General features: G+C 71.5%; 13 protein-coding genes. 5 read left to right on the forward strand and 8 right to left on the reverse strand.

Annotation, left to right across the window (positions count from 1 at the left end):
• On the reverse strand, positions 1-326 hold a 326-nt coding region (locus AB0I71_RS31790; protein WP_357590988.1), incomplete at its 3' end, for a TMEM175 family protein.
• Positions 327-475: 149 nt separating this feature from the next.
• On the opposite strand from AB0I71_RS31790, the gene AB0I71_RS31795 reads away from it, so the two are divergent.
• Positions 476-1,897, forward strand: a complete 1,422-nt coding sequence (locus AB0I71_RS31795; protein ID WP_357590990.1) for a hypothetical protein — start codon at positions 476-478, stop codon at positions 1,895-1,897.
• A gap of 130 nt (positions 1,898-2,027) precedes the next feature.
• On the opposite strand, the gene AB0I71_RS31800 is transcribed toward AB0I71_RS31795, so the two are convergent.
• On the reverse strand, positions 2,028-2,726 hold the full coding sequence (locus AB0I71_RS31800; protein WP_357590992.1) for a lysophospholipid acyltransferase family protein: 699 nt from the start codon (positions 2,724-2,726) through the stop codon (positions 2,028-2,030).
• 149 nt (positions 2,727-2,875) lie between these two features.
• On the reverse strand, positions 2,876-6,022 hold the full coding sequence (gene ileS, locus AB0I71_RS31805; RefSeq protein WP_357590994.1) for an isoleucine--tRNA ligase: 3,147 nt from the start codon (positions 6,020-6,022) through the stop codon (positions 2,876-2,878).
• A 471-nt stretch (positions 6,023-6,493) separates the two neighbouring features.
• On the opposite strand from ileS, the gene AB0I71_RS31810 reads away from it, so the two are divergent.
• Entirely contained in the window at positions 6,494-6,934 is a 441-nt protein-coding gene (locus AB0I71_RS31810; protein WP_357590996.1) for a carboxymuconolactone decarboxylase family protein, read from the forward strand.
• A complete protein-coding gene (gene sigJ, locus AB0I71_RS31815; protein WP_357590998.1) occupies positions 6,931-7,809 on the forward strand; it encodes an RNA polymerase sigma factor SigJ in 879 nt (292 codons plus the stop codon). Before AB0I71_RS31810 ends, sigJ begins: the two co-directional genes overlap by 4 nt.
• A 16-nt stretch (positions 7,810-7,825) precedes the next feature.
• Here sigJ and ndk read toward each other — a convergent pair whose 3' ends face one another.
• On the reverse strand, positions 7,826-8,251 hold the full coding sequence (ndk, locus tag AB0I71_RS31820; RefSeq protein WP_357591000.1) for a nucleoside-diphosphate kinase: 426 nt from the start codon (positions 8,249-8,251) through the stop codon (positions 7,826-7,828).
• A 141-nt stretch (positions 8,252-8,392) separates the two neighbouring features.
• Between ndk and AB0I71_RS31825 the strand changes: the two genes are divergently transcribed.
• Positions 8,393-9,901: a VOC family protein gene (locus AB0I71_RS31825; protein ID WP_357591002.1), complete on the forward strand. Its 1,509-nt coding sequence runs from the start codon at positions 8,393-8,395 to the stop codon at positions 9,899-9,901.
• Between the two features lie 45 nt (positions 9,902-9,946).
• Here the strand turns inward: AB0I71_RS31825 and AB0I71_RS31830 are convergent, their stop codons facing one another.
• The 3 genes from AB0I71_RS31830 to AB0I71_RS31840 form a co-directional block, all read right to left on the reverse strand.
• On the reverse strand, positions 9,947-10,312 hold the full coding sequence (locus tag AB0I71_RS31830; RefSeq protein WP_357591004.1) for a DUF4233 domain-containing protein: 366 nt from the start codon (positions 10,310-10,312) through the stop codon (positions 9,947-9,949).
• Positions 10,309-11,616, reverse strand: a complete 1,308-nt coding sequence (locus AB0I71_RS31835) for a folylpolyglutamate synthase/dihydrofolate synthase family protein (protein ID WP_357591012.1) — start codon at positions 11,614-11,616, stop codon at positions 10,309-10,311. Before AB0I71_RS31835 ends, AB0I71_RS31830 begins: the two co-directional genes overlap by 4 nt.
• A gap of 149 nt (positions 11,617-11,765) precedes the next feature.
• A complete protein-coding gene (locus AB0I71_RS31840) occupies positions 11,766-14,384 on the reverse strand; it encodes a valine--tRNA ligase (protein WP_357591006.1) in 2,619 nt (872 codons plus the stop codon).
• A 69-nt stretch (positions 14,385-14,453) separates the two neighbouring features.
• Between AB0I71_RS31840 and AB0I71_RS31845 the strand changes: the two genes are divergently transcribed.
• Positions 14,454-15,137, forward strand: a complete 684-nt coding sequence (locus AB0I71_RS31845) for a hypothetical protein (protein ID WP_357591008.1) — start codon at positions 14,454-14,456, stop codon at positions 15,135-15,137.
• Positions 15,138-15,164: 27 nt separating this feature from the next.
• Here the strand turns inward: AB0I71_RS31845 and AB0I71_RS31850 are convergent, their stop codons facing one another.
• The gene (locus tag AB0I71_RS31850; protein ID WP_357591010.1) at positions 15,165-16,400 is read right to left on the reverse strand and encodes an MFS transporter; all 1,236 of its coding nucleotides are present in this window, start codon (positions 16,398-16,400) and stop codon (positions 15,165-15,167) included.
• Between the last annotated feature and the right edge of the window lie 185 nt (positions 16,401-16,585).

The following is a 16,585-nucleotide window of genomic DNA, read 5'->3' on the forward strand; positions in this document are numbered from 1 at the left end:
GTGATGTCGAGGTCGGCGGCGACGGCGTTGATCTGGGGGACCGTCAGCTTCATGAGGGTGGCGCGGATGGTACCACGGATGAGTCGCAACAGGGTGTGATGGTTGAGCCAGAGCACCCCGACGTACCCGAACGACAGCAGGAAGGCGAGGTAGACCGACGCCTGTTCGAGCAGGGCGTGGAGCAGCTCGCCCGGTCGGTGTTCGGGCACCTGGAGCTCGACCACCAACAGGGTGATCACGATGGCGAAGACCCCGTCGCTGAATCCCGTCATCCGGCCGATATCGCTCACCGGCGGCGTGCCGGTCGCCGTCTCTGGCTCGGACATAGGGCGAGACTAAGGGTGCACACACGGCCACCACCCGTAAATGGTGCGCGCCGTGGCGCAGTGGTGCACCGGCCTCACCGTCATCCCCGGGTCGGTCCGGGTGGCACACCGGTACTAACCTCGGACCGGCGCGAGAGGAGATTGCCGCGATGCCGGAGCCGCAGCCGGGAGCCGACCGGCCGGTCGACGGGAGCCGTCCGGATCAACATCGGGACGGGGAGCCGGCGGTCACCCACGAACTGCCCACCGACCCAGCAACGGCCGACGACCGGTCGGCCAGCCCGAACGACACCGAGCAGGCCGACGTCGGGCCGCCCGACGTGGCACCCACCGACGTGGCATCCACCGAGCCTGGTCCGCCCGCCGACGTGGCACCCACCCAGGCTGGTCCGCCCGCCGACTCGGCACCCACCCAGACTGGTCCGCCCGCCGACTCGGCACCCACCGACGCCGGCTCGGACGACGGCCAGCCGTCCGCCCCGGCGGAGCCGCAGGTCGGTCCGCAGGGCACCCGGGTGTTACCCGAGTCCGCGCCCGAGGCAGCCACCCCACGCTGGAGCGGCTCGGCACCGGTACCACCGGCGGCACCGCGCCGACGCGGCTGGGGCGAGTCAGCCGAACCCACTCCGCCGCCGGTTCCGCCGCAGCCGCAGCCGCAGCCGGAGCACCAGACGCCTGTCGATCCGTGGGCCGGGGTCGACACCAGCGGCTGGGAACTTCCGTCGACCGACTTTCCCGCCCTGCCGCCGACGCTGTCCTACCCGAGCCCGCCGCCTACCCGGCCGTACTCCGGGCCCCCGGTCTCCCCGGCACCCCCGGTCGCCCCGGCACCGGTCTCGCCGCCGCTCCCGGTCGCACCGCAGCACCAACCGCACCAGCTGCAACCCCCGGGGCCCTACCCGCCGGCCCCGACCGGCCCCCCGCCACCGCCGAGCGGTCGGCGAGGCCGGAAGAAGGCCGGACCCGCCGCGCCCCCGCCGGGTTGGCAGCCACCCCAGGGGTACGTCCCGAAGCCCGCCCGCAAGCGGCGCCGCTGGCCCTGGTTGCTGCTGCTGACCCTGGCCTGCTGCTGCGGCTGTCCCGCCTACTACGGCGTGCCGATGGCCAGCCAGTACCCGGCGAACGCCACGTTGCCGCAGCAGGTGGCCGACCTGAGACTGCGCGAGGACCCCCGCAGCGCCCGAGACGCGCGGCAACTGGAGAGCCAGATGCGCGAGGCGCACTGGCTGGCCGAGGGCACCTTCGCCGGGATCTACCACACGAGCAACGGCAAGCGGGTGACCGTCTTCGGTGGCACCGGCTTCCGGTTCACCCCGTCGGCAGACGCCGACGCGGAGATCGAACGCCTCAAAGACCAGTACGCACTCGGCGACACGGAGGTCATGGAGACCGGCGTCCGGGGTCGCCACGAGCGCTGCGCCGTGGGCCGCACCGACGGTGTCGGCGCGGTGGTGTGCACCTCGGTCGACCACGGCAGCATCACCACCGGTGTCTTCACCGGGCTCTCCGTGGAGGACAGCTCCCGGCTGCTGGGCACCCTGCGGGATCAGATCGTCACCACGGACGGCTGATCGAGTCCGCAGGCCCGCCGTGAGACGGCCGAGCCCTGCGATGACCCGGCCGCCCCGCGCCCCGCCGACGTGACCGGCACAGCCGACGTGACCGGCACAGCCGGTGTCACGGCTCAGGGGGCGTGACGGCTCAGCCGGGGTCGGCTTCCCCGGTGACCGGCGGGTGGGCCCGCGGCGGGGCGTAGCGGGAGACATACTCCTGGCCGGTGAGCTTCTGGATCTCACCCATCATCTCGTCGGTCATCTGCCGCAGCGACAGCCGGTCGTCCGGCCGGCCGGTGAAATCGAGCGGCTTACCGAACTTGACGGTGATCTTTCCGGTGAAGGGGCGCGGCACCCGGGCCCCGATCGGCTGCACCTTCTCGGTGCCGATCATGCCCACCGGGATGATCGGCACGCCGGCCGCGATGGCGAGCCGGACCGCGCCGGTACGCCCCCGGTACAGCCGCCCGTCCGGCGAGCGGGTGCCCTCCGGGTAGACGACCACCAGGTCGCCGCCCTGGAGCGCCGGGATAGCGGCGTCGAACGCGGCGAGCGCGGCACGGCCGCCGGCCCGCTCCACCGGGATCGCGCCGAGGCCGGTGAGCACGAACTTGGAGAAGCGTCCCTTGACGCCGGTGCCGGTGAAGTACTCGGACTTGGCCCAGAACGCCAGATGCCGCGGCACCACCGTGCCGAGGAACAGTTCGTCGGCCACCGACAGGTGGTTACCGGCGAAGATCGCGCCGCCCTTGTCCGGAATGTGCTCCAGCCCCTCCACCGTCGGACGGAACGCCAGCCGCATCGCCGGCCCCACGGTGAGCTTGCCGATGGTGTAGAGCAGCGGCACTGGTCCTCCGGCGGATCGAGTGAGGTAAGAGGCGGTGTCACCGTAGCGGACCGCCCCACGACAGCATGCGCGAGGTCGGGCTGGTCCGCTGGCTGAGTGCGGGCTGCCGGAAAGGGCCCCTCCGGTCGGAAGGGGCCCTCCGGGCAAACTCAGACGCGACGAACGACGACCGTCACGGGCACGCCCTCGCCGACCTCACCGGCGAAGCCGTCGATCCCCTCGGCGAAGTCGACGCTGTCGGCCAGCACCTCCCGCGCCACGAAGTCGCGATACCCGGCCACCGCAGCCCGGACCTCGTCGGAGCCCGCCGCCGTCACCACGATCCGGTCGGACACGTCGAGGTCCGCGTCCCGGCGCGCCTGCTGCACCACCCGGACGAAGTCCCGGGCCAGCCCTTCCGCGGCGAGTTCGGCGGTGACCACGGTGTCCAGCACCACCACCCCCTCGCCGCCGGGCAGCGGCGCCGAGTGCTCGGCGTCGGCGGCGACCAGCCGCAGCTCGTACTCGCCGTCGGCGAGGGTGACTCCGGCAGCGACCGGGGCGCCGTCGACCAGCTCCCACTCCCCCGCCTTGACCGCCTTGATCACCTGCTGCACCTGCTTGCCGACCCGCGGGCCGAGCGCCCGCGGCACCACCGTCAACACCTGCTGGCAGTACGCCGACACCTCGTCGGTGAAGACGACCTCCTTGACGTTCACCTCGTCGGCGACCAGGTCGGCGAAGGGCCGCAGCTGCCCGGCCACCGGGCTGGCCACGGTCAGCTTCGACAGCGGCAGCCGTACCCGCAGCCCCTTGGCCTTCCGCAGCGACAGCGTCGCGGAGGCCACCGCACGCACCGCGTCCATCGCGGCGACCAGCTCGTGGTCGGCCGGGAACTCCTCGGCCACCGGCCAGTCGGTCAGGTGCACCGACCGCTCGCCGGTCAGCCCGCGCCAGATCTCCTCCGCGGTGAGCGGCGCCAGCGGCGCCACCACCCGACAGAGCGTCTCCAGCACGGTCCACAGCGTGTCGAACGCGTCCGCGTCGCCGGTCCAGAAGCGGTCCCGGGAACGACGCACGTACCAGTTGGTCAGCGCGTCCAGGTAGGACCGGACGGTGGCGCAGGCACCCGAGATGTCGTACGCGTCCATCTGCGCGCCGACCGTCGACACCAGCTCGTTCGTCTTCGCCAGCACGTACCGGTCGAGCAGGTGCGTCGAGTCGGTCCGCCGCCGCGCGGTGTGCGAATCGGCGTTGGCGTAGAGCGAGAAGAAGTACCAGACGTTCCACAGCGGCAGCAGCACCTGCCGGACGGCGTCGCGCACGCTCGACTCGGTGACCGGCATGTCCCCGCCCCGCAGCACCGGTGAGGACATCAGCATCCAACGCATCGCGTCCGAGCCGTACGAGTCGAAGACGTGGTAGACGTCCGGATAGTTGCGCAGGCTCTTGGACATCTTGCGCCCGTCGGAGCCGAGCAGGATTCCGTGGCTGAGGCAGTTGCGGAACGCCGGCCTGTCGAACAACGCGGTGGCCAGCACGTGCATCGTGTAGAACCAGCCACGGGTCTGGCCGATGTACTCGACGATGAAGTCACCCGGGTAGTGGTGCTCGAACCAGTCGGCGTTCTCGAACGGGTAGTGCACCTGGGCGAACGGCATCGAGCCGGACTCGAACCAGCAGTCCAGCACCTCCGGCACCCGACGCATCATCGACCTGCCGGTCGGGTCGTCCGGGTTGGGCCGGACCAGCTCGTCCACCGCCGGCCGGTGCAGGTCGCTCAGGCGTACGCCGAAGTCCCGCTCGATCTCCGCCAGCGAGCCGTACACGTCGACCCGGGGGTGGTTCGGGTCGTCGGACTTCCACACCGGGATGGGCGAGCCCCAGAACCGGTTGCGGCTGATCGACCAGTCGCGGGCGTTGGCCAGCCACTTGCCGAACGAGCCGTCCTTGATGTGGCCGGGCGTCCAGTTGATCTGCTGGTTCAGCTCGACCATCCGGTCCTTGAACGTCGTCACCGCGACGAACCACGACGACACCGCCTTGTAGACCAGCGGGGTGTCGCAGCGCCAGCAGTGCGGGTACGCGTGGGTGTAGGTGTCCTGCTTGAGCACCACCCCCCGCTCCTTGAGCTGACGGATCACCGGCTTGTTGACGTCGAAGACCTGCTCACCCTCGAAGGGCGGGACCAACGCGGTGAACCGGGTGTGGTCGTCCACCGTGACGATCGTCGGGATGCCGGCCGCGTTGCAGACGTTCTGGTCGTCCTCACCGAAAGCGGGCGCCAGGTGCACGATCCCGGTGCCGTCCTCGGTGGTCACGAAGTCCGCACCGAGCACCTGGTAGGCGTTCGGCCCGGCCTGCTCGACCAGGAAGTCGAAGAGCGGCGTGTACCGCCGTCCCACCAGGTCCGCGCCGCGCACCGTGCCGACCTGCTGGTACCCGTCGAGTTCCTTGGCGTACGCGCCGAGCCGGGCCGCACCCACCAGGTGGCGAACGCCGTCGCGTTCCAGCACCGCATACTCGATGTCCGGCCCGACGGCGAGCGCCAGGTTCGACGGCAGGGTCCACGGCGTGGTGGTCCAGACACCCAGCCGCACCGGCCCCCGCAGCAGCTCCGGCGCGGACTCGTCGGCAGTCAGCTCGAACCACACCGACAGCGTCGGGTCGTGCCGGTCGCGGTAGACGTCGTCCATCCGGGTCTCGGTGTTCGACAGTGGCGTCTCGCACCGCCAGCAGTACGCCAGCACCCGGAAGCCCTCGTAGACCAGACCCTTGTCGTGCAGGGTCTTGAAGGCCCACATGACGCTTTCCATGTAGTCCAGGTCGAGGGTCTTGTAGTCGTTGGCGAAGTCGACCCAGCGGGCCTGACGGGTGACGTAGCGCTCCCAGTCCTGGGTGAACTCCAGCACCGAGCTGCGGCACGCCTCGTTGAACCGGGCCACACCGAGGTCGAGGATCTCCGCCTTGCTGGTGATGCCGAGCTGCTTCTCGGCGACCACCTCGGCGGGCAGGCCGTGGCAGTCCCAGCCGAAGCGTCGCTCCACCCGCCGGCCGCGCATGGTCTGGTAGCGCGGCACCACGTCCTTGACGTACCCGGTGAACAGGTGGCCGTAGTGGGGCAGGCCGTTGGCGAACGGCGGGCCGTCGTAGAAGACGTACTCGTTGTCGCCGTTCTCGCCCGGGTCACGGGCGTCCACGGACGCCTCGAAGGTCTTGTCGGCCGTCCAGTGCTCCAGGACCCGACGCTCGACCGCGGGCAGGTCCGGGCTCGCCGGTACGCCGCCGGCGGTCGGGTCGTGCAACGGATAGGCCATCGCCTGTCGCTCTCCTCGCTGACGCTCACTGTTCTGTGGGTCTGCGAGGACGAGCTTTTCCGGTACGCCGTGACCGGCGTCCCGGGGCCCGCGGTACCACCCCGCTTGACGGTCAGGATCGACCGCCCGCTCGTTGGTCGGCGATAACGGGCCGCCCCGTCCGGTTCTACTGAGCCGGTCACCCGGCCGTTCTTCCGGAAGCTCCCCGGTGATAGCCGGATCATCGCCGCCCGCCCATGATACCCACCCCGCCGCCCGCCCCTCCCCCCAATAACCCCCACCCCGGCTCCCCGCCGATCATGGAGTTGTTGTCAGCCCGCTTCGGCGTGTCGCGACAGCAACTTCATGATCGTCCCGGGGTGCGGAAGCACGCCGGGGCGGTGCATGACCGGGGTCACAGGGCCGGGTTGTCACACCACGGGACGGGCGGTCCGTCGTGGGGGTGTCACACCGATCTACCGGGAGGTTGTCATGCAGCGGATCAACGTGGCCGAGGTGGCGCCGGAGGCCTTCGGGGCCGTGCTGGGGCTGGAGAAGTACGTCCGGGCGAACGTCGACCACACCGTGCTGGAACTGGTGAAACTGCGCGCGTCGATGCTTAACGGCTGCACGTACTGCGTCGACATGCACAGCCGGGAAGCACTCGGCGCCGGCGAGTCGAGCCGGCGGCTGTTCGCGGTGGCCGCCTGGCGGGAGGCGCCCTTCTTCGACGAGCGGGAACGGGCCGCGCTCGCGTTGACCGACGCGGTCACCCGGCTGGGCGAGCACGGGGTGCCCGACGACGTCTGGGACGCCGCGTCGAAGGTCTGGTCGGAGAAGGCCCTCGCCGACCTGGTTCTGGCGATTGCCACAATCAACGTGTGGAACCGGATCGCGGTGACCTTCCGCAACGAGCTGCCGACGGACGTGTGAGCCCGGTCGACGCTGCGGAGGCGGCCGGTGCGCTCGACGCGCACCGGCCGATGCTGCTCGGGCTGGCCTACCGGTTGCTGGGCAGCCGCCACGACGCCGAGGACGTCCTCCAGGAGGCGTACCTGCGCTGGTTACGGGTCGACCGCGCGGAGGTGAGCGAGCCGCGGCGCTACCTGTCCCGGGTGGTGACCCACCTGTCGATGGACCGGTTGCGGGCCCGACAGGCCGCCCGCGAGACGTACGTCGGGCCGTGGCTGCCGGAGCCGGTGCCGACCGCGCCGTCGCCGTTCGGGCCGTTGGAACGTGCCGAGCTGCGCGACTCGCTCTCCACCGCGCTGCTGCACCTGCTGGAGCGGCTCACCCCGCCGGAGCGCGCCGTCTACGTGCTGCACACCGCCTTCGAGCTGCCCTACGCCGAGATCGCCGAGTTGCTGGACCGTTCCGCCGAGGACTGCCGCCAGCTGCACCACCGGGCGAGCGTCCGGATCGGCCGCGACCAGCGCCGCTTCACCGCCGACCGCGCCGAGCAGGAGCGGCTGCTGGAGGCGTTCATCGCCGCCGCCAGCGAGGGCGACCTGGCCGCACTGACCAGCCTGGTCGCCGCGGACGCGACCGCGTGGAGCGATGGCGGCGGCCGGGTGCGGGCCGCCCGCAACCCGGTCACCGGCGCCGACCGGGTCGTCCGGTTCCTGCTGGGCATCCGGGAGAAGGGCTGGCCGCTCACCGTGCGGCGCACGGAACTCAACGGCCAGCCGGCCGCCGTGCTGGCCAACGCGGCCGGTGACGCGTACGCGGTCACCCTCGGCACGGCCGCCGGTCGGATCACCGACATCTTCCTGGTGGCCAACCCGGACAAGCTGTCCTGGGCGGCCTGAGCCGACCGGGGCGGGCTCAGCCCAGCCCAGGGAACCAGAGCGCCAGCTCGCGCTTGGCGCTGTCGGCCGAGTCGGAGGCGTGCACCAGATTCTCCCGGTTGGACAGGGAGAGGTCGCCCCGGATGGTGCCGGCAGCGGCCTTACGCCCGTCGGTGGCACCGATCAGCCCGCGCACCACCTCGATCACCGCGTCGCCGGAGAGCACGAGTGCGACAAGCGGACCATCGGTCATGAACGCCTTGAGCGGCGGGTAGAACGGCTTGTCGACGTGCTCGGCGTAGTGCTCGTCGGCCAGCGCGGCGTCCATCGTCCGGGACACCATCGCGTCGATCCGCAGCCCCTTGCGCTCGAACCGGGAAATGATCTCGCCCACCAGTCCTCGGCGGACCGCGTCGGGCTTGATCAGGACGAGCGTACGCTCGCCCGGGCTGCTGCTGGACACGCTGGGTTCCTCCTCAGGGCGGAAGCCGGTCGGGCTGGGTACGGTCAGCCTAGCGACCCGGTCCCGGCGCCGGCGCGGTGGTCGGCCTTCCCCCGGCACCCGATCCGGCCTAGCCTGGCCCTGACCCCCGGGAGGTCCACTGTGGCGAATGGTGGCGGCAACCGACCCATCGCACCGGTACGCAAGTTGATCGCGGCGGTGCTGGGCACCGTGGCCACCTTCGTGATCCTCTTCGGCCTGGGCATGACCAGCTGGGCCATCGTCGCGCTCGGCGCCGCCCTGCTCGCCCTGGCGATCGCGCTGGCCACCGTGCGTGGCGGCGGCCGCACCTGGGTCGTCGGCGCCGGCCACGTGCACAGCGCCTCCGAGCCACCGACCCAGTACGCCTTCGGTCGCTGCGAACTTCAACTGGTGATCGACGCCCCCGGGCTGCCGCCCCGCTCGAAGAAGATCATCGAGCCGCGGGTTCCGGTGTCGAAATGGCCGTCGCTGGGGCAGACCCTGCCGATCCGGGTGGCGTTGGACGACCCGCGACACGTCCGGGTGCTCTGGGACGAGGTGCTCACCCACACCGAGGCCGGCAACACCGCCGACCTGCCCCCCGAGTTCGCCACGGTACCGCCGGACGAGGTGCTGATCGGGCAGGAAGCGCCTCCGTGGGCCGGCCGGGCACCGGAGGACGACTTCCACGACCCCCTGGGCGACCCGCCCGACGGTCCACTCGGCGGCCCGCCGGACAGCCGACCGCACGACGCCGCGGCCGAGCCCGTGGAGCACCACGAGACGGTGCGGGTACGCCAGCGCCCGGGTAAACCGGTAGTGCTGGAGGGGACCGTGGTGGAACGCTCCGACGAGCACCAGCTCCCCCGCCGGGCCACCCCCGCCCCCCGGATGCCGGCCGAGGAGCGGTTCGCCGACGAACGGTTCACCGAGGAACGGCTCGCTGCGGCGGCGACCTTCGCCAGAGACGAACCCGCTGACCGGCCGGCCGATCCGGGACCCGCCGGGCGACAGGTGCCACCGGCCGCACCGACCACGGGCCTGACCGACCCGATGGATCCCCTCGACCCGCTCGACCTGCCGCTCGACGATCCGGAACCAGGCCCGACGGCCACCCCCGACCGCGCGACGACTCACGGCCAACCGGCGACCGCCCACCACCCGACTGTCGACGGCCACCCGCAGGCGGCTGCCGACCCGGCGGAGGCGGTCGATGCGGGGGAACTGGACGAGGCGATCTTCGGCTTCGACCCGGACGCCGCCGACCCGGCGGCGCCGATCAGCGGGGTGGGCATCACCCTGCTGGTGACCGAGCTGTCCCGCTCCCTGGAGTTCTACCGGGACCGACTCGGCTTCAGCGAGGTCGACCGAGGCGCCGCCAATGCCGTGCTCTCCTCGGGAACGACCCGTCTGGTGCTACGCGAGGTGACCGGGGCCCAGCCGATCAGCCGCCGGCTGGTCCACGTGAACCTCGACGTGGACGACATCCAGTCGGCGTACGAACGGCTGCGCGAGTCCGGAGTCCGGTTCACCTACCCGCCCCGGGTGGTCAACCGGGGCAGCAAGCTGGAGGTGTGGGCTGCGGCGTTCCGCGACCCCGACGGGCACGGCATCGCGCTCACCCAGTGGCGGGAACTCGCCGAGGCGTGATCCGCGCCGGGCCACCCGCGATCCGACCACCCCGCCAGTGGCCCGTCAGCCCAGGATCACCCGACGCACGTGCAGCGCGTACGCCCACACCAGCGCGAACATCACGCCCAGCACGAACAGCGACCAGTGCAGCAGGCCGGACAGCAGCAGCAGCGCCTGCAACACGGTGCCGGCGTGCCAGGCCCACGGCCGACGCATCATGCCGGCGAGCACGGCGGCGACCACAGCCAGCGCCACGACCACGGCGATTACCGCACCACCGAGATCACCGCCGACCGCCCGGATCGGCTGGATCGCCAGCAGCAGCACCAACGCTTCCAGGGCGAGGGCAGCCGCACCGAGCCCGCGTACCGCCCGCTGCGGGTTGCGCAGGCCCGACCGACGCGGCTGGCCGTCGCCGTCCCCGGTCATCGCTTCAGCAGCCGACGTGCGTCGGCCACGGTCACCACGGAGCCGGTGATGAGCACCCCGACGCCGGCCAGCTCACCCGGCACGTCCTCCTCGGCCAGCGCCACCGCCGCCTCGATGGCGTCCGGCATCTCCTCGGCCACCTCGACCCGGTCCGGTCCGAACACCTCCGCGGCCAGCGCGGCCAGTTCCTTGACCGGCAGGGCGCGGGGTGAGCTGTTCCGGGTCACCACCAACTGGTCGACCACCGGCTCCAGCAGCTCCAGCATGCTGGCGGCGTCCTTGTCGGCGAGGGTCCCCAGCACGGCGACCAGCTTGCTGAACGCGAACTCCTCCTGCAGGGCGGTGACGGTGGCCGCCATGCCCTGCGGATTGTGGGCGCCGTCGAGCAGGATCGTCGGCGCGGTACGGACCCGCTCCAGCCGCCCCGGAGAGCTGGTGGCGGCGAAGCCTTCCCGTACCGCCTCCACGTCAAGCTGCCGGCGGGCACCCGCGCCGAGGAACGCCTCGACAGCGGCCAGCGCCACCGCCGCGTTCTGTGCCTGGTGGGCACCGTGCAGCGGGACGAAGATCTCCTCGTACACCCCACCCAGCCCTTGCAGGGTGAGCACCTGGCCACCGAACGCGACAGCCCGGCGCAGGACGCCGAACTCCGAGCCCTCCCGGGCGACGGTCGCGCCCACCTCCGCGCAGCGTTGCAGGATCGGCCGGGCGGCCTCCTCCTCCTGCGCTGCGGCGATCACTGTCGCACCCGGATGGATGATGCCGGCCTTGGCGACCGCGATGTCCTGGAGCGTGTCGCCGAGCCACTCGGTGTGGTCGAGCCCGATCGGGGTCAGCACGCACACCCCCGCCTGGATGACGTTCGTGGCGTCCTCGGCACCACCGAGCCCCACCTCGACCACCGCCACGTCGACCGGGGCGTCGGCGAAGGTGGCGAAAGCCAACGCCGTGGTCATGTCGAAGTAGGTGAGCGGCTCGGCCGAACGGTCGTCGATCAGCTCGGCCAGCGGCTTCACCTCCTGGTACACGGCGGTGAACCGGGCCTCGTCCACCGGCTCGCCATCCAGGCTGATCCGCTCCCGCACCGTCTCCAGATGGGGGCTGGTGTACCGCCCGGTGTGCAGCCCGAAGGCCCGCAGCAGCGAGTCGATCATCCGGGCCGTGGAGGTCTTGCCGTTGGTCCCGGTCAGGTGGATCGACGGGTACGCCCGCTGCGGGCTGCCCAGCAGGTCCAGCAGGGACGAGATGCGGTCCAGCTCGAAGACCATCCGGGTGAAGCCGCGCGCGGCCAGTTCGGCTTCCACCTCCGCGAAGGCGGCACGCTCGGCCCGGCCGGTCCGCTCACGGCGGTCCGCGCCCGCACGATCACCGGCATGGGGACGGTTTGTCGGTTCGCTGGGTTCGGCACCCGCCCGCTCGGCACGGACGCGGTCGGTGCGGTCGACAGGGTCGGTCACGAGGAAAGCGCCTCCAGGGCGGCATCGATGCGGGCCAGGTCGGCCTCGGCGACCGCCAGCCGTTCGCGGATCTTGGAAACGACGTGCTCGGGGGCTTTGCCGACGAACGCCGGATTGCCCAGCTTCGCCCGGGCCTGCCCAGCCTCCTTCTCCGCCGCCGTGCGGTCCTTGGTCAGCCGGGCCCGCTCGGCGGCAACGTCGATCGAACCCCGGGTGTCCAACGCGACACTGACCTCGCCCGGCATGGCCAGAGTGGCACTGGCCTGGAAGTCGTCGCCGGCCGGGTCCAGCCGCGCCAGCGAACGGATCAACGGCTCGTGGGCGGACACACCGGCACCGGACAGCCCGTCGAGCCGGGCCGCGACCCGCTGGGTCGGGCGCAGGCCCTGGTCGGAGCGGAACCGGCGGACCTCGGTCACCACCCGCTGGAGGGTGGCCACCTCCGTCTCGGCCGCGTCGTCGATCAGCGCCCGGTCAGCCGTGGGCCAGGCCGCCGTCAGTACGGTCTCCCCACCGGTGAGCGCCGTCCACAGTTCCTCCGTGACGAACGGGATCACCGGGTGCAGCAGTCGCAGCAGCTGGTCCAGCACATGACCGAGGACCCGACGGCTGACCTCGGCCGGTTCGCCGCCGCCGGCCAGCACCGGCTTGCTCAGCTCCACGTACCAGTCGCAGACGTCGTCCCAGGCGAAGTGGTACAGCAGGTCACAGACCTTGGCGAACTCGTACCCGTCGAACTGCTCGTCGACCTCGGCGGTGACGTGCGCCAGCCTGGACAGGATCCACCTGTCGACTGTCGACAGCGTGTCGGCGGCCGGCATCGGACCGTCGGTGTGCGCACCGTTGATCAACGCGAACCGGGTGGCGTTCCAGAGCTTGTTGCAGAAGTTCCGCGATCCCTGGCACCACTCCTCGCTGACCGGCACGTCGCCACCGGGGTTGGCGCCCCGGGCCAGGGTGAAGCGGGTCGCGTCGGCACCGTACCTGTCGATCCAGTCCAGCGGGTCGACCACGTTGCCGAATGACTTGGACATCTTCTTGCCGTGCTCGTCGCGGACCATCCCGTGCAGGGCGATCACGTCGAACGGCTGCCTGCCGTCCATCGCGTACAGGCCGAACATCATCATCCGGGCGACCCAGAAGAACAGGATGTCGTACCCGGTGACCAGCACACTCGTCGGGTAGAACTTCGCCAGTTCCGGAGTCTGCTCCGGCCAGCCGAGCGTGGAGAACGGCCAGAGGCCGCTGGAGAACCAGGTGTCCAGCACGTCCTCGTCCTGGTGCCAGCCCGCACCGGTCGGCGGCTGCTCGTCCGGGCCGACGCAGACCACCTCACCGTCCGGGCCGTACCAGACCGGGATCCGGTGGCCCCACCAGAGCTGCCGGGAGATGCACCAGTCGTGCATGTTGTCGACCCAGGCGAAGTAGCGCTTGGCCAGTTCCGCCGGCTCGATGCGCACCCGGCCGTCGCGCACCGCGTCGCCGGCCGCCTTGGCCAGCGGTGAGGTGTTGACGAACCACTGCAGCGACAGCCGGGGCTCGACGGTGGTCCGGCACCGGGAGCAGTGGCCGACGGCGTGCACGTACGGCCGCTTCTCGGTGACGATGCGTCCCTCGGCTCGCAGCGCGGCCACGATCGCCGGGCGAGCCTCGAACCGGTCCAGGCCCTCGAACGGGCCGGGCGCGGTGATGACTCCCCGCTCGTCCATGATCGTCAGGGTGGGCAGGTCATGCCGCTGCCCGATCTCGAAGTCGTTCGGGTCGTGCGCCGGGGTCACCTTCACCATGCCGGTGCCGAAGGCCGGGTCGACGTGCGGGTCACCCACGATCGGGATCCGTCGCCCGGTGAGCGGCAGTTCCACCTCGGTGCCGATCAGGTGGCGGTACCGCTCGTCGTCCGGGTGCACGGCGACCGCCGTGTCGCCGAGCATCGTCTCCGCCCGGGTGGTGGCCACCACCACGTCGTCGCTGTAGCGGATCGAGACCAGCTCACCGTCGTCGTCGGTGTGCTCCACCTCGATGTCGGACAGCGCGGTCAGGCAGCGCGGACACCAGTTGATGATCCGGTTCGCCCGGTAGATCAGGCCGTCGTCGTAGAGCTTCTTGAACATGGTCTGGACGGCACGGGACAGCCCCTCGTCCATGGTGAAGCGTTCCCGGTCCCAGTCGACCGAGTCGCCGAGCCGGCGCATCTGGCCGAGGATCGCGCCGCCGGAGGACGCCTTCCACTCCCACACCCGCTCGACGAACTTCTCCCGGCCCAGGTCGTGACGGGAGAGCCCCTGTGCGGCGAGCTGCCGCTCGACGACGTTCTGGGTGGCGATGCCGGCGTGGTCCATGCCCGGCAGCCAGAGCGCCTCGTAGCCCTGCATCCGCTTGCGCCGCACCAGGGCGTCCTGCACCGTGTGGTCGAGCGCGTGGCCCATGTGCAGCGAGCCGGTGACGTTCGGCGGCGGGATGACGATGGTGAAGGGCTCCCGCTCGCTGTCCGCGGAGGCCCGGAATCGACCGTCGGCTACCCACTGCTCGTACCGTCGCTGCTCTACCTCGCCCGGCTGGTACTGGCCGGCGAGGGTCGGGGCGTCGGGGCGTCGGGCATCCAGTCTCTCGGTCACCCTGAAAGTCTACGGAGCGCTTCGACGGACCCGACGTGCGCCACCTGTCGTTCGCGTACGGTGTCGGCTATGTCCGACGCACATCTCAGCGCTCGCCAGCTCGACGAGGGCGCTCCACCGGTGGAGCTCACCGACGAGCCGATCGAGCTGGGCGACCGCGAGCCGACCGACGGTGCCGACCAGCACGACGGGCGGTCCCGGCGGCGACGCCTGGTCGTGGCGCTGCTCGCGGTCATCGCCCTGGTGGGCGTCGGTGCGCTCGGCACCTGGGGTTGGCGGATCGGCCAGCAGAAGGACGCTCGGATCACCACGCCCGACCAGGTCGCCGGCCTTCGGCTGGACACCAGCGACCGGGCGGCCAGCACGGCCGACTACCTGCGTAGCGGGCTCGCCGCCGACATTCAGCTGGACAGCAGTTTCGGCGCCGTCTACCAGGATCCGGCCGACGCCCGGCGGTCGGTACTCATCTTCGGCGGGACGACCCTGCTGTGGCAGCCTGAGCGGGACCTGGAGAGCCTGTTCGAGCTGATGGCCGACGAGACCGCTGCCGTGACCGGCCTCCGCGGTGTCTCGCCTGGTCGGCTGGGCGGCGTGATGAAATGCGGCAGCACCAGCGGCGAGGGTGGCGATTTCGCGGTCTGCGGCTGGGCCGATCACGGCAGCGTGGTGCTGGCCATGTTCCCCGCCCGATCGGTCGACGAGTCCGCCGGCCTGCTGCGGCAGATCCGGGAGAGCGTGCAGACCCGCGACTGACCGCGCGGAACCGCCGTGCCGGGTCTGTCAGCCGGGGCGGGCGTGCCGCACCGGCGTGGTCAATCCCACGAGGGCCACCACTACGCACCCTCCCCCGGCGAGAGCGCAGACCAGAGGTACGCCGTAGGCCTCGGCACCCCAGGTGACGACGGCGGCGCCGAGTGGGCCGAGTGCGTAGTGGGTCGCCCAGAACACCGAGGTGACCCGGCCGAGGAGTCGGTTCGGGGTGACCTCCTGGCGCAGCGACAGCGAACAGATGGCCCCGACCGCGACCGCACCCAGGTAGCCCGCCGCCAGGGCCGCGACCACCGGCACCGTACGCGCCGAGCCCAGCACCGCCACGGCCACGCCGGCCAGCGCCAGGCTTCCCGACCAGGTCGCCCCGAAGCCGAGCCGGCGCCGCAGCGGAGCCACCGCGAGCGAACCGAGGAGCGTACCGGCAGCGGCCACTCCCAGCACCAGGCCGACCGTGCGGTCGGTGCCACGCAGGTTGTGCCGCACGTGGTAGATCAACACGTCGTCGAGCCCGTAGGTGAGGAAGATGAACGCCGACAACAGCAGGGTGAGGCCGCGCAGCACCGGATGCCGCCAGAGGAAACGTGCCCCTTCCAGCAACTCGTCGCGCAGGCCGGCGAGCGATATCGCGGTCCGCGACGGCCCGTCCTGCCGCAGCCGTACGAAGCTGCGGCCGGCAGCCGCCACGGCAAAGCTCGCCGCGTTCACCGCGATCGCTGTCGAATGGCCGAAGCCGGCGACGACCAACCCGGCCAGCAGCGGACCGCCGATGCCGGCGACCGCGTAGCTCGCCGACAGCTTGCCGTTCGCCTCGGTGATCCGCCTGACGTCGACGAGCCCCGGCACCGCCGCCACGTACGCCACCCGGAACACCATGCCGACCGCCGCGCTCGCCGGGAGCACCAGGTAGAGCAGCCACAGCTGCGGCCCCCACAGCCAGGTCAGCGGTATGGCGGCGAACAGTCCGGCTCGGACGAGGTCGGCACCGATGAGCAGGCGTCTGCGGTCCGTCCGGTCGACAAGCACACCAGCGAAGATCGCGGTGACCACCGAGGCCACCCCGGCGACCGCGGTCAGCAGGCCCATCAGCGCCACCGAGCCGGTCAACTGGAGTACGAGCAGCGGTATCGCCAGCGCGGCGAACCCGTCACCGACCACGGAGAGGGTCTGCGCCGACCAGAACACGGTGAAGTTGCGGTCCCGCCACAGCGGATCGGTGGCCGGCCGTTCCGCCGTACGTGCCGTCACTCGCGCGATGGTATTGGTCGGCCGGCGTCAACTGCCTCCGATTTAACGGTTCCCGGGCCACTCGGCGGGCAGCCGGAAGGCTGCGACCAGGGCGAAAATGGTGCCCGACGAGGCTCAGACACGCGTTTGAGGGCCACCCCTGACGGGTGGCCCTCAAACGGAAGAATGTCCGGCGGTGTCCTACT

The sequence above is a fragment of the Micromonospora sp. NPDC049891 genome, assembly GCF_040660295.1.
Lineage (GTDB): Bacteria > Actinomycetota > Actinomycetes > Mycobacteriales > Micromonosporaceae > Micromonospora.

Bases quoted from the DNA above. Each gene is read 5' to 3' on its own strand.
- AB0I71_RS31795 (WP_357590990.1), top strand. From the start codon at position 476: ATGCCGGAGCCGCAGCCGGGAGCCGACCGGCCGGTCGACGGGAGCCGT.
- ileS (WP_357590994.1), bottom strand. From the start codon at position 6,022: ATGGCCTATCCGTTGCACGACCCGACCGCCGGCGGCGTACCGGCGAGC.
- AB0I71_RS31810 (WP_357590996.1), top strand. From the start codon at position 6,494: ATGCAGCGGATCAACGTGGCCGAGGTGGCGCCGGAGGCCTTCGGGGCC.
- AB0I71_RS31830 (WP_357591004.1), bottom strand. From the start codon at position 10,312: ATGACCGGGGACGGCGACGGCCAGCCGCGTCGGTCGGGCCTGCGCAAC.
- AB0I71_RS31845 (WP_357591008.1), top strand. From the start codon at position 14,454: ATGTCCGACGCACATCTCAGCGCTCGCCAGCTCGACGAGGGCGCTCCA.